This window comes from Hufsiella arboris (assembly GCF_009834875.1).
Taxonomy (GTDB): Bacteria; Bacteroidota; Bacteroidia; order Sphingobacteriales; family Sphingobacteriaceae; genus Hufsiella_A; species Hufsiella_A arboris.
Map to the genome: position 1 here is coordinate 1 of NZ_WVHT01000012.1, position 20,060 is coordinate 20,060.

The following is a 20,060-nucleotide window of genomic DNA, read 5'->3' on the forward strand; positions in this document are numbered from 1 at the left end:
AATAATATCACCCTCCTGCCTCCCTCGAGGGAGGTGTGGCAGTGCGAAAACACATATTGTTCGAGTGATCAACGAATATTGTAGCAACGACCATTAACCTGGCACTTTATGGCCATTCAGCAGAAACTGTTCCTCCCTAGAGGGAGGCTAGGTGGGTGATTTAAATGGCATGAATAAATAAAAAAATGGCCTGTGACGACACAGGCCATGATATTAATTAACTAAACAACTATACGAAATCAAGGTACCGGGGGGCGGTAGCTGATGGTGTTATTTATCTGCCCCGGACACAGGTGCATGGGCTTTTAATATCTGGTTGTTTATTTGATTTATTTCATCTTCCACCCCATCTACCGAGAAACTGGCAGGTAGCTGAGACGGCGGGTATTTCTTAAAGGTTTCCAGGAACCCTACAGCATGGAAACCAAGCCAGCCGACGAGGTAGGCATTTTTAAAAATCCAATCATAATATTGGTCAGAAACCAGATCAGCTCTTTCATACGGATCCATCCGCAGATTAAATAATTTTGGCACCCTGTAGAGTATAAATGGATCTGACCATACTTTGAACCCACCTGGAGCTGACTGTTCGCGGAATACCGCTTTCCAGTTTTTATACCGGAAGCCAACCAGTTGCGCATCGTCATTGAAATAAGCAAATTCTTCCCGAAAGCTCTTATTTGTTTTTCCCGTCAGGAAGTCGAGCTGGTTATAACCGTCTAAGTGTACTTTGAATGTCTTGCCTCCGACACTGGTGCCGTTTAATAAACGCGTTTTTATATTTGTATCACCGGCGGCAGCCAATAGCGTAGGGAACCAATCAAGCCCTGCAAACATTTCGGTAGTGACAGTACCAGGCTGAATGTGACCCGGCCAACGCACAAATGCTGGTACACGATAAGCACCCTCCCAGTTTGAATTTTTCTCACTGCGGAATGGAGTTGTTGCAGCATCAGGCCAGCTAAATTGGTTGGGACCATTGTCTGTTGTAAATATTACGATGGTATTATCTGCGATTTTCAGCTCGTCCAGTGCTTTCAAAAGCTTACCTACGTCCATATCCATCTCTAACATTCCATCCGCATAATCATTGCCAGGCATGCCGCTTTGACCCTGCATAGAAGGGCGAATATGAGTAAAAGCATGCATACGGGTAAAATTCATCCAGCTAAAAAATGGCTTACCGCTTTGCACTTGTCTTTTCATAAAATCGATACAGGCGGCAGTAGTTTCGTCGTCAATGGTCTCCATCCTTTTGGTGGTTAAGGGACCAGTATCCTCAATTTTTCCATCTGCAGTGCAATGCAATACGCCGCGGGGTGTATTTGCTTTAGTAAAAGCTATATCGTCCTTTGGCCAATATGGTCGCTGAGGTTCTTCTTCCGAATCCAGGTGATACAGATTACCGAAAAACTCGTCGAAACCGTGTTTTGTTGGGAGATATTCATCTCGATCGCCCAGGTGGTTTTTACCAAACTGACCGGTGTTATATCCAAGAGGCTTTAAAGCCTGTGCAATTGTAATATCCCTTGCCTGCAAACCAACAGGTGCGCCAGGAATACCCACTTTAGATAAACCTGTGCGTTTAGCACACCTGTAATAAACGTCGATCTTCCAGCAGTACAACTGTTCTCGGCATAATAGTCAGTAAACATCATACCAGAGTGTGCTAAACCATCCAGGTTGGGTGTTTTATAACCCAGTACCCCAAATGAATAGGCACTGATATTGGTCTGGCCAACATCATCGCCAAAGATGACGAGGATATTGGGTTTACTTTGCGCCTGTGCTAACGAAATAAATCCGTTAAGCAGCAAGGCTGTTAAAGCACATTTAGTCAGCGGGAATATATTTTTCATATGGCAATGATTTTTGGTCTTTTATGTTGGCATTCAATTTTCCAAGGTATGGTAAGGAGTTTTAATTTCAAGTGCTTTCCTTCAGCGAGAAATCCTTTGCTATAAAATCAAGCAATGTCAGATCTAATTCGCGCTCGGCTTTTCACTCATTTTATGTATTACTTCGTCAAGGTTAAAGCTGGCGGGTTTTTGCCTAGGCGGGAATTCTCTGAAAGTAGATAACCATTTGCCTACGAACGCCTGGGCCCCATACAGAAAGAAGATATTCTTCGCCTTCCAGTCAGGGTACCAAGAAGACTGAGGCCCACGCTCAAAAGGATCTGCATACAGGTCGTATATCATAGGAGCTCTAAGTCTTTCATAGTTTCTGTCCCAAATTGCGAGCCCGGTATTGTATTGTTCTATAAATGCCAGTTTCCATCGTCCGTAACGCACGGCAAAAAGATCGCCGTCATCGCTCCAGTAAAGAAATTCCTTTCGGGGATCTTCTTTTACATCTCCTTTCAAAAAAGGCAGCATGTTATACCCGTCCAGGTGAACTTTGAAAGTTTTGTTTCCGGCCGCATAACCTTTAAGGCATTTTTGAACGATATCTGGTTCACCCGCAGCGGCGCAAAAAGTGGGTATAAAATCTTCGTGTGCAAATATATCGTTTGAAATAGTGCCGGGTTTAATAACACCAGGCCATTTGATGAGTGTTGGTACACGATAACCACCTTCCCAATTGGTCGCTTTTTCTCCGCGAAAAGGTGTGCTGCCACCGTCGGGCCAGCTCATCATCTCGGCCCCATTATCAGTAGTGAACACAACAATCGTATTATTCGCCACGCCCAGTTTTTCAAGCTCTGCCAGCAATTTACCTACATTATCATCCAGTTCCGTCATTGCATCTGCTTCTAAACCCAGACCTGTTTTACCTTCATATTGCGGACTCAAATGGGTGAAAATATGGCATCGTGTAGAGTTGTAATAACAAAAGAAAGGCTTTTTTTCTTTGACTTTCCTGTCCATAAAGTTGATTGCGGCGCTTGTAAACTCTTCGTCAACTGTTTCCATCCGTTTTTTTGTAAGCGGTCCGGTATCCTCTATCTTTCCATCGGCAGTTGATTTGATAACTCCGCGTGGACCAAACATTTTTTTGTAATTGGGATCTTTAGGATAATTGGGTGCTTCCGGTTCTTCTTCCGCGTTCAGATGGTAGAGATTGCCAAAAAACTCATCGAACCCATGATTACTAGGCAGAAATTCATCTTTATCACCCAAATGGTTTTTACCGAACTGGCCCGTGGCATAACCAAGCGGCTTCAGCAATTCTGCCACACTCGGATCCTTGGCACTCAACCCTATATTTGCACCTGGCATACCAACCTTTGTCAATCCGGTACGAATTGGCGATTGCCCGGTAACAAAGGCCGCCCGGCCTGCTGTGCAACTTTGCTGGCCGTACCAGCAAGTAAAAAGGGCGCCTTCATTTGCAATACGATCTATATTAGGCGTTTTATACCCCATCATACCACGATTGTAACACCCTGCGTTATACCACCCGATATCATCTCCCATAATAACCAGGATATTCGGCTTGTTTTGCGCATCAACTTGTAATGCAATTGCGGTCAGCGTTATGGCAACGGCGACATTAGTAAGTAAATTAAATTTAATTTTCATAGTCCTTTGTTTTGAAATCCTTCACCGGTCACCTGATCTTTCCTGTATTAATTATTTGATTTTTATCACTTTACCGTCCGGGGCGATATAAACTTTCTTTTTTGTACTGCCTTTACTGGCGGTCACTTCGTAGTACTCCTTGCCGCTTCCGCCTTCCTGTTCGGTTTTGTAATAGGTAGACTTATCTATTTTCCAGCTTTTATAGTCGCCCTTTGCAAGGTCTCTTAATGATTGTTTAACAGCATCCGGCAGCGTGGCTTCGCTCCTTTTGTACTTGTACATCTCTACTTTGCCGTCCTTATCAAAGAGCCCGTAATATTTTGCGTTGTTCTGGTAAAAGCTCACTGCGTAATGTCCTACATCTTCTCCAGATGTCAGGTTATAATCTTTGCTTACCGCCCAGCCGTTTTCAACGCCTGAAGCAGGAACCTCGTAGTATTTGACAGACTTGGCGTTCGGAAACTTTTCCTGGATCGCTTTAGTGATTTCTTCCGACGATACGGTTGAGCCCGCTTTTTTTGATCCGGTGATCACGACATCATCCTGTGCGAATAATCTGGCGCTTGTCAGTAAAACTGCAACCGCCAGTACAGCTAACTTTTTCATAACAGTGGTTTTTAGTTTATGAGATTTAAAATTTAAAGTAGTTCTCTGCATATTTAATTTACAGGGCGGCCAGACGGGCAATGGCGACGAAGCGAGAGTAAAATTATTATGGTGGCAAAGCACAAACGAATTATTTGCCGGAAAGTCGGTTTCACTTTCTAAAATGGAACCGGCAGAAGCGGTTAATCGGTCAATTTCCTACAGCAGAAGCTTCGGACTAGTCAATTGATTTTGGAGAAACTTGCTTTTCAGAAAATTTATTGATAAAACCTTCGCTTACATTTGGATTAATAGGCTATACCATTTACAGTTTCGCGCGCGTCTTAAAACATCTCAAATAGTGATGAAATTATCCCATTAGGTTTTGAAAAAACAAATACAGTATTTCAAACCTCGGTAGCCCGGCTTTACGTTTTACTCCTCGCCCACTTCACTTGTCAGCGCACTGCTGCGGGGTATCACTGCAATCCGGTTTAAACCGAACAGATATTGCACAAAAAGCGTTTTGGCTGCGGTTATTTCGCCATGAAAATTTGTCCTGTGTATGATAAGGGACTACTGGAACCGATAACGAAGCAACTTGCTTTTCACTATTGTTAATCGCTTCAATCCTTTAGATTAGAATGCCTCATTAGGCGAAAAGAAAAACCACTGGAGTCATATTTGCCACGTGCATAATCCAGGCAAAGTTTTGACCGAGACCCTTTGGTAAACAAAATAAGCAGTCCGGCGCTAACAGACGGTTCGATGTATTTGAACAAGTTACTATTATTCGCATTGGAGTAGGGGCTTCATGGCATCTTTTCAAGCGCGCAAGACCGAGATCCGGGGCATTGCTGCTCCTGCCCGGGATAATTTCGAACATTTCAACCTGTAACTGATTTTACGTCGTCTCCCGGCTACATTCGGTTACCCTATTCAGGTATTTTTAAACAGATCACATGATTATACATTAAATGTGAAAAGTAATCGCTATCTTGTAAGCTTTAACAAAACACAACTATACAATATCTCTCTCGAATAAGCTCTCATATTAATCCCACCAGCTTTAAATTCTCCACAAGAGCATCTATTTCCCGGTGACAATCATTTTCTCATGTCTATACTTATTTTTTTTATTGGCCACTGGTTTCTTTCCCTGTTTTTTCAAACTTTTTTCCAGCACCGTTATGCATCTCACAGGATGTTTACAACAAATAAATTTTGGGAGCGTGTATTTTATCTTATGGCCTACATCTTTGAAGGCGCCTCATTTTTAAATCCGCGGGCATACGCTTTGATGCATCGCGAACACCATGCTTACAGCGATACTGAAAAGGATCCGCACTCACCGCACTTTTTCACAGATGTATATCAAATGATGATTGCTACGGCCAAAACCTTTCGCGATCACGTTAAGAGAACTACCGACTCGGAAGCTAAATTTCCTGGACACTATCCTGAGTGGCCGCTGATCGACCGCATAGGGTCATCAATCTTGTCCCGGCTCCTTTTTGGGGCGGGTTATACCTGGTTTTACATCGTTTTCGCTACCGAATGGTGGATGTTCCTGCTTTTGCCGATTCATTATGTAATGGGGCCGGTTCATGGCGCGATCGTTAACTGGTGCGGACATAAGTATGGATATTCAAATTTTGACAACAACGATAAATCGAAAAACACAACACCTTTCGATTTTCTGATGCTTGGCGAGCTATTTCAAAATAATCATCACCGCCACCCTAACAGCGCTAATTTCGGCAAGAGGTGGTTCGAGATCGATCCTGTTTTTCCGGTAATGAAACTCCTGCATATCTTGAGAATCATAAAATTGCGAAAAGCAGCCTGATAGAATTGCTGGTTGATAGCTCGAAATAATTTTAGCTCTTAAATTCTACACTGACATAGGGTTGTCAGTACGAAGCTATAATTTGCCTGAAACCAAAATTCATCATCATGAACGAAACAGCAATCAGCAAGCTTGAAATTATCAGTTCCGCGGAATTACTTAAACATTGGCAAGGACATCGTAAGCTCACAAGGCAACTAATTGAGCGATTTCCAGAAAACGAACTTTTCAGCTATTCCATCGGCGGCATGCGAACATTTGCACTGCTGGCACATGAACTTATCGGCCTCAGCGGTCCGGGCATTAAAGGAATCGTTACAGGCGACTGGACCGCTTCCCCGGAAATGGATCATTTCGGAGGAAATCTGACAAATGAAACGAAAGCGGATCTTTTACGAATCTGGGACGAAGTAACTGCTTTATTGGATGCATACTGGCCGCAGATCAGCGCTGAACGTTTTCATGATCAGGTTGTGGCGTTCGGGCAATATGAAAATTCGGTCATTTCAACAATCCTTTATTTTATCGATAACGAAATTCATCATCGCGGACAGGGATATGTATATCTGCGATCCCTAGGCATTGAACCGCCCGCGTTCTGGGACCGGCCTTTTTAAAACGGAAAGGCCGCTTAATTATTAAGCGGCCTTTTTCGAAGCAGGATAAGTCTTTTATCCTTCATCTTTAAATCCCCACGTTATTTCATGCTGTCATGAATTTTCTCGATCGCACTTAAATGCGTTTGCACAACCGGAGCTGTCTTTGACGCGAAGGCTTTCAATTCGGCATCGCTGCCATTGTCGGCCTCGCCCTTCATCATATCCAGCACTTTTTTATGTCCGTCAACCATTGCGTCAGCGTAAGCCTTGTCAAATTCGGCGCCGCTTTTCTTGCTAAGGTCATCCATTTTCTTCTGATGTTCCTCATCTACCGTTGTCGGCAAGGTGATGTTCTTCTGCTTGGCAATGGCCATTAGCTCGTCGTTAGCTTTGCTATGGTCGGCAACCATCATATTGGCGAAGTCTTTAATCTGCGCATTAGCGGTTTTTTCAAGTGCCAGTTTTCCTAAAGCAACTTCGGCCATACCGGCAACAGCGGCATCGGTTGCAAATTTCGCATCGTCGTTAGTAACGGCGATACCTCCGGTGTTCATCGCGTTGGAAGTTGTGTCCTTCGTTTTGTTTAAACTGTCGGCCGTTTCCTTGGCATCTTTCGGCCCGTTATTACATGCCTGAAAAGCAAGTGCGGCAACTGCGACCATTAATAGATAATTTAACTTTTTCATTTTCATAGGTGTATGGTAATAAAGCTCTAACAGTTGCGGGCATTCTTAGTTTTTTAAAAAAATTCACTCCTTAACGTCACTCTTGTTTTTGTAACATTTTTATTGCAGTTTTAAACACCAATTGTAATAAACTAACCCAACGCTAAACAAACAAGACGTTCGCCACTGAGTAAGACCAAGTAACCGCTTTACTTAATTCATGTAACCGCTTTACCGCGCTCTCAACTTCGTTTTGCTGTTTTTCAACTGCGGGTTCAATTTCTATTGTCATGCCTCAGCGCTGACCAGTCAATCCTTATTTCTTAATAAACTAACTAAATTATGCCTCACATAGCACTTGAGCCTCATCTTCCGGGGATTACAGGCTTGCTGGAATACCGCAAAGAAACGGGCCAGCCAATACGTGATCTGACACAAATCTTACTGCGTGGACCTTCGACACTTTCCGAGGCCGAAAGGGAGTTGATAGCAACTGTCGTGTCCAACGAAAATCAGTGCAAATTTTGCACCACCGCACACACAGCAGCTGCGGACCGCCTGCTCGGCGAACACGAAACGACACAAAGCATTAAAAATGATATTTCGTCCGCTGCGCTCAGCGATAAAATAAAAGCTCTGCTGCAGATCGCTGCTCTTACTGCACGGAGCGGCAAACTAGTGACCGAAGAAGTGATCGGCAAAGCGAAAGCTGCCGGAGCAACAGATCTTGAAATCCACGATACGGTGCTTATTGCCGCTTTATTTTGTCTCTATAACCGGTACGTTGACGGAATGGCGACCGCTCTCCCGGAAAATGAAAGCTATTATGACACACTCGCCGAACGACTTGTAAACCACGGTTACACACGCCTGCCACAGGGATATGACCATTTAAAAAAATAAACTAAACCTAAACAAACTATGAAACGAATACTACTTATCATTATACTTTTCTCGTCGCTTGGCCTGTATGCGCAGCAAGCAAAGATTAGCGGGACAGCGTCCGACAGTTTAACGGCCAAACCGTTAAGCGGTGCCAGCATTAAGGTAAAAGGGAAAACCAACGGCACTACCACAGACGCGCAGGGAAATTTCTCGTTGAATATTGCCAATCTAAAGTTTCCTTTATTACTATCGGTATCATCAGTAGGATACGAAAACAAGGAGATCCTGGTAAATAACGCCGGCGAGGCTGTGCGTATCACTTTAAACCAGCAGGTTGTGCTGCTTAACGAGGTTGTAACAGCAGCCAGCCGCGTAAGTGAAAACATCCTCCGGTCACCGGTAAGTATTGAAAAACTAAACCTGAAAGGTATCAAAGAAAACCCTTCGTTAACGTTTTACGATGGCTTGCAAAGTTTAAAAGGAATGGAAGCCGTTACCAGCAGTTTAACTTACAAACAGGTTAATTCGCGGGGTTTTAACAGTACCGGCAATCCACGATTTCTACAGCTGGTAGACGGAGTTGATAACCAAACCCCGGGTTTGAATTTTGCAGTAGGTAATATGTTCGGCGCTTCGGATATTGACGTAGAAAGCGTCGAAGTTATTCCCGGTGCGGCTTCTGCACTTTATGGCCCTGTGGCATTCAACGGCGCATTGCTTATGCACACAAAGGATGCTTTTCAATACCAGGGTCTTACGCTACAAGCTAAAACCGGCATTAACCACCTTAATGAAAGCGCCACCGGATCTAAAGGCTTATATGACCTCGCTCTGCGTTATGCAAAAGCCTTCAATAACAAGTTCGCATTTAAGATCAACGCGTCCTACCTGAGCGGAACAGACTGGTACGCGACAAATTACACGGATGTAAGCGCCCTCACACCTGCCAATATGCGCGGTCCGGCTAATCCTGGAAAGGACGCGCTTAATATCTACGGAGACGAAGTGTCAAAACCAATAGATGGCGTTGGCCTGGTATCACGCACCGGCTACGAAGAAAAGGACCTGATGAATTACGATGTTTACAGCCTGAAGCTGAATGGTGCATTGCAATACAAAATAACCGATAAGTTGCAGGCCATTTACCAGTACAATTATGGACGGGGCACAGCGAGCTATTCCGGCAGCAGCCGTTTTGATCTGAATAATTTTGTACTGCAAACACACCGCCTGGAATTAAAGTCGAACAATTTCTTTGTTCGCGGATACACCGTGATAGAAAATTCGCACGATTCATATAATACACGTTCACTGGCGCAATTTATAAACCGCGACTGGGTTCAGGATCTTACCGGCAAGGTTGTAAGCCCAGACAAAGCCGATAACACTTGGTTCGACCGTTACACAGCAGCATTTAAGGGGGAGGTTAACGGAGTGAACGCCCAAAACCATGGCGCGGCCAGAGTCTTTGCCGACCAGGGAAGATTCTTGCCAGGAACAGCAGCTTTTAATGATGCAAAAGACGCTTCAATTCACAATTATGGTTTAAGCGGCGCCGGCGTTTTCAGCAATAGCAAATTTTACAATGCAGAAGGGCAGTATGATTTCCGGTCTGCCGTAAAAGTGATCGACCTCCTTGCCGGGGCAAGCTTTCGCTACTATGACATGTTCACTAATGGCAGTCTCTTCGACGATAAAGACAACAAAGTTACCATTAAAGAGTTCGGAGCCTTTGTGCAAGCAGGAAAAAGCCTGATCGATGATAAGTTACGCCTGTTGGCATCGATACGTTACGATAAAAACGAAAATTTCGATGGCTATTTTACGCCAAGGGTATCGGCGGTGTACACTGTTGCACGCAATCATAACTTCCGCGCATCGTACCAAACCGGCTTCAGGAATCCGACACCGGTCGATCAATTCATCCACCTGAACGTAGGCCCTATCACCATCCTCGGCGGCGCTCCAAAGAACAGTGAAAATCTTACCGTTTATCAGAATTCATTTACCGCAAGCTCATTTGGCGCATTTGCAGGAGCATTCGGAAAAGACTTAGCCGGAGGAAAACCTTTTCCGCAGGCCGTAGCAGATAATAAAAATTTACTGCAGAAATCAAACGTACCCTACATCAAACCCGAACAACAAAAAGCCTTTGAAGTAGGCTACAAAGGACTACTTGCCAATAAGCTCATGATAGACCTGAACTATTATTACAGCGCCTACACCAATTTCATCCTGAATACCACAGTAAATGCACCACAATCCAGCGTATATACCGCCGACGGTTCAATAAATCCCATCGCTGCTGCCGAAGCCTTGAGCAGTACGACCAGTCATTTTTACCAGCTTTACACCAACGCGCCCGACAAAGTTTCGGCACAGGGCGGAGGTGCCGGGCTTACGTGGGTGCTTCCACGGAACTATACACTCGGTGGCAACATAACTATCGCCTCCTTTAACCTGCGAAATGCAAACCCCAACAATGTGGCGGCTTTCAATACGCCCAAATACAGCACCAATCTGACATTTGCCAACGGCAATGTCCTGCACGGATTTGGCTTTAACCTCAACTGGCATTGGCAAAGCGGATTTGACTGGTACGGTACCTTTAACGGCAACCGCCCCGGAAGGATCGACGCTTACTCATTGGTGGATATGCAGGTTAATAAAAAACTCCCGAAGGCAAACGCGACGATCAAGCTTGGCGGAAGCAATATTTTCAATAACCAGGTCTACCAGGCATATGGCTCTCCGTCTGTTGGTGCAATTTATTATGTATCGTTAACCTTTGAAAACCTCCTTAAATAATGGAAACGCTTTTAATTAACCCTCCGGAGGTCGTACGCCGAAAAACGTTGTACCTGTTTCCGCTATTTATATTATGCTTTCTGAGCAGTGCTTTCGGCGGATCGGTTTCTACACTGATGTCTGTTTACCTGCCGGTCGTTGTACAAGACCTGCGGGGCGGGCAGAACGCCGAACAGCTAAGCTACATTAGCGGCTACATCAATTCACTGTTCATTTTTGGCTGGGCTATCGGCGGATTTTCATGGGGGCTGATAAGTGACAGAACCGGCCGGAAGAGCGCTTTACTGATGGCGATTTCCTGCTATGGTATTTTCACAGTATTGACAGGGTTTATGCCGAGTTGGCTGGGCCTTGTGATTTGCCGTTGCCTGAGCGGATTTGGCGTGGGCGGCGTGTTGGTCGTGTCGTTTACTTTGATAAGCGAAGTTTGGCCTGCTAAAAGTAAGGCGGTTTATACGGGCATTTTATCGATCGCCTTCCCGATTGGAATCTTCTCTGCCGGACTGATCAATTATTTTGTATCATCCTGGCGGGAAGGTTTCCTTATCGGATCGCTGCCTCTTGCGCTTGCGTTAATCGGATATTTCATTATCGATGAATCGGATGTCTGGACGACACACCGCACGGAAAAGCTACACAGCAAACTGATCGACAACAGCCTGTTTTCGGCGACCAACAGACAAGACCTTCTAACTGGCTCTGTCATATTCGGCACCATGCTTATCGGTTTATGGGCCATATTTTCCTGGCTTCCTACATGGGTTCAAACCCTGGTAAACGATGATGGCCAGAAGGAAAGAAGTTTAAGTATGATGTTCCTTGGTATGGGCGGGTTGGTAGGCGGCTTTTTTTCCGGCTGGCTGTTAAAAAGCGCAGGCATGAAACGATCTCTGATTATTTGCTTCACTGTTTGCGCAGTCGTTTCCTTTATTCTTTTCAAAACGAACGATAGATTTTCGCAGGTTGTTTACGCGGAGATAGCGGTGCTTGCATTATTTTTCGGCGCCAGCCAGGGCATTTTATCAGTTTATATTCCCGGCTTGTTTAAAACAGGTATTCGTGCTGCGGCAACCGGCTTTTGCTTCAATGCCGGCCGACTGTTCACCGCGGCCGCCGTACTTTTTGTCGGCCTGCTTGTAAATGAGCTTGGCGGTTATGGGAACGCTTTGTTCATATTTTCACTTGTTTTTCTGGTTGGACTGATTTGCGTTCTGGCGCTGAAAATAAGTGATGAAGTTACTGCCCATACCAACAGTAAAATACCAGAAGCTAATATTATTACCGATAACGAACTTTGATTATGGCACATATCGAATTAAACAATGATCTCCCCGGAATAAGGGGACTGATGGCTTTCCGGCCTGAAACGGAAAGGCCCTTAAATTTACTTGCGGAAACGCTCCTGCGTGACGATAATAACTCTTTGAGCCGCGGCGAACGCGAACTCATTGCGACTTATGTTTCATATCTGAATGATTGCTTTTTTTGCCAAAATGTCCATGGCGCTCTTGCCGGACATTACCTGAAGTGCAATACCGATGAAATCGATGAAATAAAAAATAATTTTAATTCCGTCAACATCAGCACTAAGCTGAAAGCCTTATTGGACATTGCAGCAAGCGTACAAAAAGGCGGCAAACACGTAAGCGGTGAGCAGATAGCCGTGGCAAAAAACGCACGTGCAAGTGATGTGGAAATCCATGATACGGTTTTAATCGCCGCGGCATTTTGCATGTTCAACCGCTATGTCGACGGGCTAGCCACCTGGGCGCCTCAGGACAGGCAGTTTTATGTTAACAGGGCTCCGCAACGAGCCGAAGAAGGATATTTGGCGAGCGTTTTCAAATAGTTCTGTATCAGCCGGACAATTCATATGAATGTCCGGCTGATCAGTTTGTACATTCCTTAAACATCCTGATATTAGCGGAGTGAAAATCCTTTGCTGCCTATTGACGTTTTATGTATTGCTCCTTGCTGTAAAGCCATGCTGCATAAATGATTCATGCGGCGATAACTCTGCTAAAAAAGAACTTCAAAAAGGTAATGACTGTAACGTTTGTTCTCCGTTCTTTTCATGCGGTACATGCAACGGTTTCGTAATAAATCCGTCACAGGAAAAGGGCGCGTCTCTTTCGGCCTCTGTTCCCAGAAAATCATATCCGGTATACCTGACCCCCTTTTTTCAAAAAGTCACTTTAAAAATTTGGCAACCGCCCAAGTTAGTCTGACAGGTCAAATTCTCAATTTTCCTAACGACTAATTTACATTAAATGAAAACTACATCGCTGCTCATTGCAGTATTATTATGCCATATAAGTTCGTTTGGTCAATACGCATTTCGGGGAAAAATCCTTGACAAAACCAGCGGACAGCCATTGCCAGGCGCGACATTCAGCTTTACAGACCTAAAACGTTCAATGGCGGCTAACGACACGGGGGTAGTTGAGTTTTCGGGCATACCAAGCGGTTTGCACAACATTCGGATCAGCTATACAGGATATGAAATCCTTTTTATCCGCGCCAACGTAACAGGCGAACAGGATTCTTTACAACTGTTTTTGCTAAGCGCCAGGAACGAATCGGAAGATAATGAGTTGAATCAGGTGATTATAACTGCTACGCGCAGCGGCCTGGATCTCGCAAGCACACCGACCCGTGCAGAAGTGGTGAATGGCGAAGAGCTTCAAGAAAAGGCAAACATGAAACCTGGCGACATTCGTATGCTACTGGCAGAAACGACGGGGATTCAAACGCAGCAAACTTCTGCGACAAGTGCCAACGCCAGCATCCGCATTCAAGGCCTGGACGGAAAATACACCCAAATAATCCGGGATGGTTTTCCGCTTTATTCAGGGTTTTCGGGCGGCTTAGGCCTGTTGCAGATAGCTCCTCTTGATTTAAAACAGGTGGAAGTAATCAAAGGTTCATCATCTACCTTATATGGAGGAGGCGCAATTGCTGGCTTGGTGAACCTTGTTTCAAAAACACCCTCCGAAAAACCGCAGCTGAACGTTTTATTGAACGCAACATCTGCGCTTGGTTTCGACGGCAGTGCATTTTACTCGTGGCGATCCGAAAATATCGGAACTACGATTTTTGCCGCCTATAACCATGGCAATGCCTACGATCCCGCAAATATCGACCTTACAGCTATTCCTAAGTACGACCGGGTTACATTAAATCCAAAGGTTTGGTTGTACCTCGGTAAAAATACGACTATTAATGTCGGAGTGAACGCGATGAGTGAAAATCGAATTGGGGGCGATCTCCATTATATCAAAGGCGATGCCTCCTCCGATCATTCATATTTCGAGCAAAACAAAACGGGACGTATCAGTACGCAGGCAGGCTTTGATACCTGGCTTAATTATCAGAGCAAACTCAGTGTAAAAAACAGCCTCAGTTATTATGACCGAAAAATGCAATTACCGGATTATATCTTTTCAGGAAAGCAGTTTTCAACTTTTAGTGAAGCTAATTACGCATACAACGGTGTGAAAGCCGAATGGATAGCCGGCTTGAATTTTTATTCAGATCATTTTGCCGAAGACAAGCAGATTTCTTTTCCCTTGCGCAGTTACTCCCAAAATACATTTGGAATATTTTTGCAGAATACATGGCGGGTTACTGAAAAACTCAGCCTGGAATCTGGTTTGCGTGGTGATTACCATACCGATTACGGTTTTTTTGTCCTGCCACGGTTAGCCGGACTTTGGAAGATCAATCCGTATTTATCAACCCGGATTAGCGGTGGTCTTGGTTATAAACCACCAACTATCTTTACCGAAGACGCGGAACGTATACAGTTCCGAAATGTATTACCGATTGATGTAAACAACACAAAAGCTGAAAGATCGTACGGCGCAAATATCGACCTTAATTATACAGTCAGGCTTGTTAACGACAAGGTCGGATTTTCAGTTAATCAATTGTTTTTTTACACCAGAATAAAAGACCCGATTATTTTAACATCGCTGGATAACGGATATTTACAATACCTGCAGCCACAGGGCGATCTGCATACCAAAGGACTGGAAACCAATGCCAGGATAATCACCGGGAATTTCAAGTTGTTTATCGGCTATACGTTCGCTGACGTAAACCAGCATACAAACGATCTTTTCCGACAGTATCCGCTTGTATCAAAACACCGGCTTAATAATGTATTGATGTACGAACTAGAAGACAAATGGAAAATCGGTCTTGAGGCTTATTACTTTAGCAGGCAGCAGCTGAACGATGGTACAACTGGAAGAAGTTACTGGACAACCGGTTTTATGGCAGAAAAGATCTGGGAGAAATTTTCGCTGTTCATCAATTTTGAAAATTTTACCGATACACGCCAAACGCGCTTTGGAAGTATTTATACCGGCAGTATAACCAATCCGGAATTCAAAGATATTTATGCTCCGCTTGACGGCTTTGTAATAAATGGAGGAATTAAATTGAATTTTGACTAAACGAAAGAATGAGCCGGCTGACAGCTTCCGTTCAGGCCAGCTCATTAAGCATTATTTTTTTAAAGCTTTCAGCAGTTTATATTCGGCTATCGCTGTCAGCAAATTCTCCACAATTTCGGCCCGGCCCTCATTGGAGTTCATGTATTTTTCTTCTTTCGTGCTGCTGATATACCCAATTTCCGTGAGTACGGCCGGCATTCCGGCGCGCGCCAATACTGCCAGGCTCTGCTCCCGAACGCCCAGGTTATTCCTGTCCGATTTTCCGAATTGCTCCTGGATTTTTGAAGCGAGGGCCAGGCTTTGTTTGCGGAATTGATTTTTCATCAGCGAAAAAATGATCAGACTGGCAGGATCCTTAGGATCATAACCGTCGTAGTTTTTCTTATAATCCTTTTCGAAAAGGATAGATGCATTTTCCCGGATAGCGACATCCTGCTCGTCCAAGCGCCCGGAGCCGGACACATAGGTTTCCGTTCCGCTAAACGTGCTGCGCCCGGCTTTTTTAAGCGGCAGCGAGTTGCAATGAATAGATATAAAGACATCGGCTTTTGCTCGGTTCGCTATGCCGATACGGTCATAAAGCTTTACGTAAACATCAGTTGTCCGGGTGTAAATAACGCGCACGTCACTAAAGCGTGCTTCTATTGCTTTACCCAGCGCAAGTGCAACTTTTAAAGTAATTGATTTTTCAGCAGAGTATTCCCCGCTCGCTCCCCTGTCCTGGCCACCATGCCCGGCATCAATTACAATTGTTTTCACTTTCCCCGATGCGACCTGGCTAAAAGCAGGCTTCTGCGCACAGAGAGTCGTGAGAAAAATCAGTACCAAACAGGGAAATTTTGAGAGTTTTTTTGTCATTAATATCGTACAGTTTGCTGCCTTTCCAGTCGTTAAAAAAATTACACGTTGCACCGCATTTTGTTTCAACCACCACCGTAAAGGGCTCAAAATGCATAAAAAACAATTAAATCGCCTAAAAATGTTGCTTTATGTGCTGAAAAATTTGAATTTTACACGAAACATTATATACCTTTCGACATGGAAAAATTTTCAAAATTAAAAGAGCTTATCGCATCGGTAGAAGCGGACGCAGAAAAATTTTATAACAATTCTAACAACGCTGCAGGAACACGCGTTCGTAAAGCTATGCAAGATTTAAAAAACCTGGCTCAGGAAATCAGAACTGAGGTTACAGAAATTAAAAACAAAGCATAGTCTAAAGAAACAAGAAGAGCCCTTAATGGGCTCTTCACTTTTATATCACCTCTCAGAATCGTGTCGATTCTCACACTCTAAAAATATTTTTCGATCGTCAGCCCATAAGTAAACAACAGGTTTTCTTTATTTGTGCGAGCAAAATGATTATAAGTTAGCGAGCTTGTCAGGCCCAGCCACTTTCTAAGCTTAATTTTTAAGGCAGTATTGCCCTTTATAATGTAGTCACTTTTGTACTGCAGGGAATTTTGCAAAAAGCCAGTGCCCGAAAGCACGATGATTTCTTTAACCGTCCATTTAAAAGATAACCTGAGTGAATTACGAAAAGTTGTATATCGTTCCCGGGTGCTGTCATCCAGGAACAGATCACTTGTTTCAAACAGAATTCCGTCACTGATATTTAAATAATTATTGTCATTATTAACCAGATTGTATGCGGCACCTATGCCGGTTTGCAACTGATTGTTAATTTTAAGCGAATAGCTCGTGGTATAATTTCCCAAACCCCAGTAATAAAGTTTCGTGTTTTTAGCGTAAAGATTAAAATCAAGCGTCGCGGTATAATCATTATTGGTAAGCCGCGAATCCTGGTTGCCATATAACCAGCTATTGGAAGCGTTTAGCGTAACTCGTTTCTTCTTGACACTAAACCTTAAGGCATTGTTAAGCAGGTATGAATCGGCATCATCCGTTTTATTGATATTTCCCCCTAACGTAAAATTGACATAGTAATGAGTGCTGTCGGTAAATTGTGCGAATGAAAGCAGGTGACAAAGTATAAAAAAGAAAAGCATACATCCTTTTTTCATAATAAATACGAGATAGTTCTTTCTGGCTCCATTTACTACTGAATAGCCTGATTAAAGTTTTCAAAAAAGCAATTGACGGCTTCTGAAGACGAAATGACTAATTAAAAAAACAGGAAATGAATGCTTTTTCATACACCTTATTTAATTATCCGGGAATTTCAAGCAACATGGAGGGTTTCCGGCACTTGGCACAACTTTCGCATTAAGCTTAACAACTAAAACTTAAAAACATGGATACTACATTAAACCTAGATACGCTAACAGCAGCATTTGATAAAGAGTTGAAAGAATTATTAATGGCCGATTTAAAAGCTTTCAAAGCGAGGAAGAATAAAGGCATCAACCAGGGCAAAACTGTAAAACAGGCAGCCTGACCATATATACAATTATCTACGAAAACAACGCAAAAGCCCTTTCGGGCTTTTTGTTTTTTATGGTAATTTAAATGCAGATGAATGGCTTATTGGTCGAGCGACTTTAACCAGTTATCGGCTTCTTCTTTTTCAGTAAAGAACCTGGTTATTAAATTTCCGACGGCGATATCGATACTTTTCTCAGCAGACATCCGGCTGAAAGTGCTTGGCGAATAGATCCAGGCAAAATATTTCAATCCTGCATTTTCCATAGCGGGAAACCACACTTCGCCTCCCCAATCTACGGCTTCCGACCAGTTGCCAATGACATAAGTATTATCATTTAACACCCGGTCGCAATGATTATCGCGCAAAATATCCAGCATATGCAAACATCCTTTTTTTACAGAGTCATAATTTTGGTAACCAAGCCAATTTGCTTCAATGCGGTGTTCTGACTGGTTATAAACGATCTCGATAAAATTAGCTTTATAGGACGTTTTCGTATTTTCATATTCTTTAAGTTCGATCTTCCCATTTACCGGAAGCAAAAAGTAAAATGTTGAGCCAACGCCCGGTTCGCTTTCGATCCAGAAGCTGCCGTTGTGACGCTTAACAATCTCCGATGCGATATACAACCCTAAGCCTAATCCTTCAAACCTGGTGACTGTATTATCCAGACGATAAAACCGGTTAAAAAGATTACCTAAATGTTCGGGGGCGATACCTATTCCTAAGTCCTGTACCGAAACGACGATATTCTCCTGGTGTACTTCGCACCTGACGATAACCCTGTCTTTGCCCGGCGAGTACTTTATGGCATTGTTCAGCAGGTTGTTAACCACCTGTTCGATGCGCAGTTTGTCACCTTTATACTCGATGTGCGCAGTTTGTTCGATAATTATTCTGTGCTGAGGCGCAGTATTCTGAACGCTCTCTATCACGTCGTCCAACATTTCGTCAAACCAAAATGCTTCAACATTGTACATCAGCTTGCCTGCGTTGATTTTAGAAACATCCAGCAGGTCATTTACCAGTTTCTCCAGCTTCAAAATACTCTGACCTGCCTTCTGTATAAACGATGCCGGCTTGTCTGCTATTCCGGTTTGCATACGCTCATAAAGCTGAATATATGCTTTGGCAGTAGTAAGCGGCGTTTTTAACTCATGGCTGGCTATACTGATAAATTCGTCCTTGGATTGCTCATTTCGTTTGCGTTCGTCGATATCTGTATTGGTACCAATCCATTTAACAATTTCACCCTTTTCTTTTACAGGCAATGCCCTTCCAAGATGCCATTTATATACTCCCTGGTTATTAGCCAGCCGGAATTCAACTTCATAAAGTGTTCCGGTTTCGAGTGCATACGTCCACGTTTCAACGCATTGCTGCTTATCATCGGGATGAATTACATCAAGCCACGCAATGCCAAGTAATTCCTGCGATGTTTTACCGAAAAATGCACGGGCCTGGCTATTAATATAAGTAAGTTTTCCGTCTGGTGAAGCGGTCCATACCTGCTGAGGCATAGAATCTGTCAGAAGGTTAAACTGTAGGTCACTTGCCGGAGAATGCTCTGCCGTTTGATTATGGGACGTATTATCCTCCATGGGTGTTGGTTAACTCACCTCTTGCAAGGTGAAAACATTTTAGCCGATAAAACTAAGAAATTGAAACCGACAAATTTGGTTGAACTGGAAAAAGCCGGGAACTCATTCCCGGGCTCCTGATACTAAAGGCTTAAATTTCCTTCAATTGAATCATCCAGCGTTTTTCCGGATACCGCACCGGCTGCCATTTTTATAAATGCAACAATTCCGCCATGCTTATTGTCCCAATAATATCCCTGTGTAGGATTTACTTTAATGACGCTGATACGCGGATCGTCTTTACCCTCAGTAAACCAAGTTTTCAACAAAGGATGCCATAATTCCTCGATTTTTGCGCGGTCCTCAACAATTTCGGCAATTCCGTAAACCGACAAAAAACCTGCATGCGCGGAATTCTGAAATAAAAGTTGCACGAAAGGGTCGCTGTTAATTTCTTCATTTTTATGGCTGTCGTTGGCACTTAAAAACCAAATATTCCCTTCTTCGTCAACTTGCTGTGCTGACATTGGCCTGGTTGAAAATGGAAGTCCGGTTTTAATATTGCTATTAAAAAAACATGTCTCGGCTTTCTCTGCTATTTCCTTAATTTTCTTTGCAGCTTCGCTGCCCTCCAGCTGCTGATAATTCTCTTCCGGCTGGTTTTTATTAATGCTATCCATAGGTATTTCTTTTCACCTATAACAGCAGGCAAACTAAAT

Annotated in this window: 19 protein-coding genes; 10 read left to right on the plus strand and 9 right to left on the minus strand. The window is 43.7% G+C overall.

Going from position 1 to position 20,060, the window contains the following annotated elements:
* Positions 1–270 precede the first annotated feature (270 nt).
* The 4 genes from GS399_RS18585 to GS399_RS18595 form a co-directional block, all read right to left on the minus strand.
* On the minus strand, positions 271–1,566 hold the full coding sequence (locus GS399_RS18585) for a sulfatase-like hydrolase/transferase (RefSeq protein WP_202409512.1): 1,296 nt from the start codon (positions 1,564–1,566) through the stop codon (positions 271–273).
* Complete coding sequence (locus GS399_RS21140; protein ID WP_202409513.1) at positions 1,503–1,859, minus strand: sulfatase-like hydrolase/transferase; 357 nt, start codon at positions 1,857–1,859, stop codon at positions 1,503–1,505. Before GS399_RS21140 ends, GS399_RS18585 begins: the two co-directional genes overlap by 64 nt.
* Before the next feature lie 123 nt (positions 1,860–1,982).
* Entirely contained in the window at positions 1,983–3,524 is a 1,542-nt protein-coding gene (locus tag GS399_RS18590; protein ID WP_160846166.1) for an arylsulfatase, read from the minus strand.
* 51 nt (positions 3,525–3,575) lie between these two features.
* Positions 3,576–4,130 (minus strand): hypothetical protein, encoded by a 555-nt coding sequence (locus tag GS399_RS18595; protein WP_160846167.1) that lies wholly within the window; start codon positions 4,128–4,130, stop codon positions 3,576–3,578.
* A gap of 1,096 nt (positions 4,131–5,226) precedes the next feature.
* Between GS399_RS18595 and GS399_RS18600 the strand changes: the two genes are divergently transcribed.
* Positions 5,227–5,958 (plus strand): acyl-CoA desaturase, encoded by a 732-nt coding sequence (locus GS399_RS18600; protein ID WP_160846168.1) that lies wholly within the window; start codon positions 5,227–5,229, stop codon positions 5,956–5,958.
* A gap of 107 nt (positions 5,959–6,065) precedes the next feature.
* Positions 6,066–6,575: a DinB family protein gene (locus GS399_RS18605; protein WP_160846169.1), complete on the plus strand. Its 510-nt coding sequence runs from the start codon at positions 6,066–6,068 to the stop codon at positions 6,573–6,575.
* Positions 6,576–6,655: 80 nt separating this feature from the next.
* Here the strand turns inward: GS399_RS18605 and GS399_RS18610 are convergent, their stop codons facing one another.
* Positions 6,656–7,243 (minus strand): DUF4142 domain-containing protein, encoded by a 588-nt coding sequence (locus GS399_RS18610; protein ID WP_160846170.1) that lies wholly within the window; start codon positions 7,241–7,243, stop codon positions 6,656–6,658.
* Between the two features lie 321 nt (positions 7,244–7,564).
* Here GS399_RS18610 and GS399_RS18615 point away from each other — a divergent pair, with 321 nt between their 5' ends.
* The 6 genes from GS399_RS18615 (at position 7,565) to GS399_RS18635 (ending at position 15,375) form a co-directional block, all read left to right on the plus strand.
* Positions 7,565–8,125 (plus strand): carboxymuconolactone decarboxylase family protein, encoded by a 561-nt coding sequence (locus tag GS399_RS18615; RefSeq protein WP_160846171.1) that lies wholly within the window; start codon positions 7,565–7,567, stop codon positions 8,123–8,125.
* Positions 8,126–8,143: 18 nt separating this feature from the next.
* The gene (locus tag GS399_RS18620; RefSeq protein ID WP_160846172.1) at positions 8,144–10,915 is read left to right on the plus strand and encodes a TonB-dependent receptor; all 2,772 of its coding nucleotides are present in this window, start codon (positions 8,144–8,146) and stop codon (positions 10,913–10,915) included.
* Positions 10,915–12,213 carry an MFS transporter gene (locus GS399_RS18625; RefSeq protein WP_160846173.1) on the plus strand — a complete coding sequence of 433 codons (1,299 nt, stop codon included), beginning with the start codon at positions 10,915–10,917 and terminating at the stop codon, positions 12,211–12,213. Before GS399_RS18620 ends, GS399_RS18625 begins: the two co-directional genes overlap by 1 nt.
* 2 nt (positions 12,214–12,215) lie before the next feature.
* Positions 12,216–12,764, plus strand: coding sequence for a carboxymuconolactone decarboxylase family protein (locus GS399_RS18630; protein WP_160846174.1), 549 nt, complete (start codon positions 12,216–12,218; stop codon positions 12,762–12,764).
* Positions 12,765–12,843: 79 nt separating this feature from the next.
* Entirely contained in the window at positions 12,844–13,143 is a 300-nt protein-coding gene (locus tag GS399_RS21145) for a DUF6660 family protein (protein WP_369410135.1), read from the plus strand.
* A 42-nt stretch (positions 13,144–13,185) separates the two neighbouring features.
* Positions 13,186–15,375 (plus strand): TonB-dependent receptor, encoded by a 2,190-nt coding sequence (locus GS399_RS18635; RefSeq protein ID WP_160846175.1) that lies wholly within the window; start codon positions 13,186–13,188, stop codon positions 15,373–15,375.
* A 51-nt stretch (positions 15,376–15,426) separates the two neighbouring features.
* Here GS399_RS18635 and GS399_RS18640 read toward each other — a convergent pair whose 3' ends face one another.
* Positions 15,427–16,233: an N-acetylmuramoyl-L-alanine amidase family protein gene (locus tag GS399_RS18640; protein ID WP_160846176.1), complete on the minus strand. Its 807-nt coding sequence runs from the start codon at positions 16,231–16,233 to the stop codon at positions 15,427–15,429.
* A 180-nt stretch (positions 16,234–16,413) separates the two neighbouring features.
* On the opposite strand from GS399_RS18640, the gene GS399_RS18645 reads away from it, so the two are divergent.
* Positions 16,414–16,590: a BF3379 family histone-like protein gene (locus GS399_RS18645; protein WP_160846177.1), complete on the plus strand. Its 177-nt coding sequence runs from the start codon at positions 16,414–16,416 to the stop codon at positions 16,588–16,590.
* 77 nt (positions 16,591–16,667) lie between these two features.
* Here the strand turns inward: GS399_RS18645 and GS399_RS18650 are convergent, their stop codons facing one another.
* Positions 16,668–17,399, minus strand: a complete 732-nt coding sequence (locus tag GS399_RS18650) for a DUF481 domain-containing protein (RefSeq protein WP_237488000.1) — start codon at positions 17,397–17,399, stop codon at positions 16,668–16,670.
* Between the two features lie 230 nt (positions 17,400–17,629).
* Here GS399_RS18650 and GS399_RS18655 point away from each other — a divergent pair, with 230 nt between their 5' ends.
* Positions 17,630–17,773 (plus strand): hypothetical protein, encoded by a 144-nt coding sequence (locus GS399_RS18655; RefSeq protein WP_160846178.1) that lies wholly within the window; start codon positions 17,630–17,632, stop codon positions 17,771–17,773.
* A gap of 86 nt (positions 17,774–17,859) precedes the next feature.
* Here GS399_RS18655 and GS399_RS18660 read toward each other — a convergent pair whose 3' ends face one another.
* Positions 17,860–19,362 (minus strand): PAS domain-containing sensor histidine kinase, encoded by a 1,503-nt coding sequence (locus GS399_RS18660; RefSeq protein ID WP_160846179.1) that lies wholly within the window; start codon positions 19,360–19,362, stop codon positions 17,860–17,862.
* Between the two features lie 122 nt (positions 19,363–19,484).
* A complete protein-coding gene (locus GS399_RS18665; protein WP_160846180.1) occupies positions 19,485–20,021 on the minus strand; it encodes a pyridoxamine 5'-phosphate oxidase family protein in 537 nt (178 codons plus the stop codon).
* Positions 20,022–20,060 lie beyond the last annotated feature (39 nt).

What these genes read in the sequence shown, in the direction of transcription:
- GS399_RS21140 (WP_202409513.1), bottom strand. Translation starts at nt 1,859, where the DNA reads ATGAAAAATATATTCCCGCTGACTAAATGTGCTTTAACAGCCTTGCTG.
- GS399_RS18590 (WP_160846166.1), bottom strand. Translation starts at nt 3,524, where the DNA reads ATGAAAATTAAATTTAATTTACTTACTAATGTCGCCGTTGCCATAACG.
- GS399_RS18595 (WP_160846167.1), bottom strand. Translation starts at nt 4,130, where the DNA reads ATGAAAAAGTTAGCTGTACTGGCGGTTGCAGTTTTACTGACAAGCGCC.
- GS399_RS18600 (WP_160846168.1), top strand. Translation starts at nt 5,227, where the DNA reads ATGTCTATACTTATTTTTTTTATTGGCCACTGGTTTCTTTCCCTGTTT.
- GS399_RS18605 (WP_160846169.1), top strand. Translation starts at nt 6,066, where the DNA reads ATGAACGAAACAGCAATCAGCAAGCTTGAAATTATCAGTTCCGCGGAA.
- GS399_RS18610 (WP_160846170.1), bottom strand. Translation starts at nt 7,243, where the DNA reads ATGAAAAAGTTAAATTATCTATTAATGGTCGCAGTTGCCGCACTTGCT.
- GS399_RS18615 (WP_160846171.1), top strand. Translation starts at nt 7,565, where the DNA reads ATGCCTCACATAGCACTTGAGCCTCATCTTCCGGGGATTACAGGCTTG.
- GS399_RS18620 (WP_160846172.1), top strand. Translation starts at nt 8,144, where the DNA reads ATGAAACGAATACTACTTATCATTATACTTTTCTCGTCGCTTGGCCTG.
- GS399_RS18625 (WP_160846173.1), top strand. Translation starts at nt 10,915, where the DNA reads ATGGAAACGCTTTTAATTAACCCTCCGGAGGTCGTACGCCGAAAAACG.
- GS399_RS18630 (WP_160846174.1), top strand. Translation starts at nt 12,216, where the DNA reads ATGGCACATATCGAATTAAACAATGATCTCCCCGGAATAAGGGGACTG.
- GS399_RS18635 (WP_160846175.1), top strand. Translation starts at nt 13,186, where the DNA reads ATGAAAACTACATCGCTGCTCATTGCAGTATTATTATGCCATATAAGT.
- GS399_RS18640 (WP_160846176.1), bottom strand. Translation starts at nt 16,233, where the DNA reads ATGACAAAAAAACTCTCAAAATTTCCCTGTTTGGTACTGATTTTTCTC.
- GS399_RS18645 (WP_160846177.1), top strand. Translation starts at nt 16,414, where the DNA reads ATGGAAAAATTTTCAAAATTAAAAGAGCTTATCGCATCGGTAGAAGCG.
- GS399_RS18650 (WP_237488000.1), bottom strand. Translation starts at nt 17,399, where the DNA reads ATGAAAAAAGGATGTATGCTTTTCTTTTTTATACTTTGTCACCTGCTT.
- GS399_RS18655 (WP_160846178.1), top strand. Translation starts at nt 17,630, where the DNA reads ATGGATACTACATTAAACCTAGATACGCTAACAGCAGCATTTGATAAA.
- GS399_RS18660 (WP_160846179.1), bottom strand. Translation starts at nt 19,362, where the DNA reads ATGGAGGATAATACGTCCCATAATCAAACGGCAGAGCATTCTCCGGCA.
- GS399_RS18665 (WP_160846180.1), bottom strand. Translation starts at nt 20,021, where the DNA reads ATGGATAGCATTAATAAAAACCAGCCGGAAGAGAATTATCAGCAGCTG.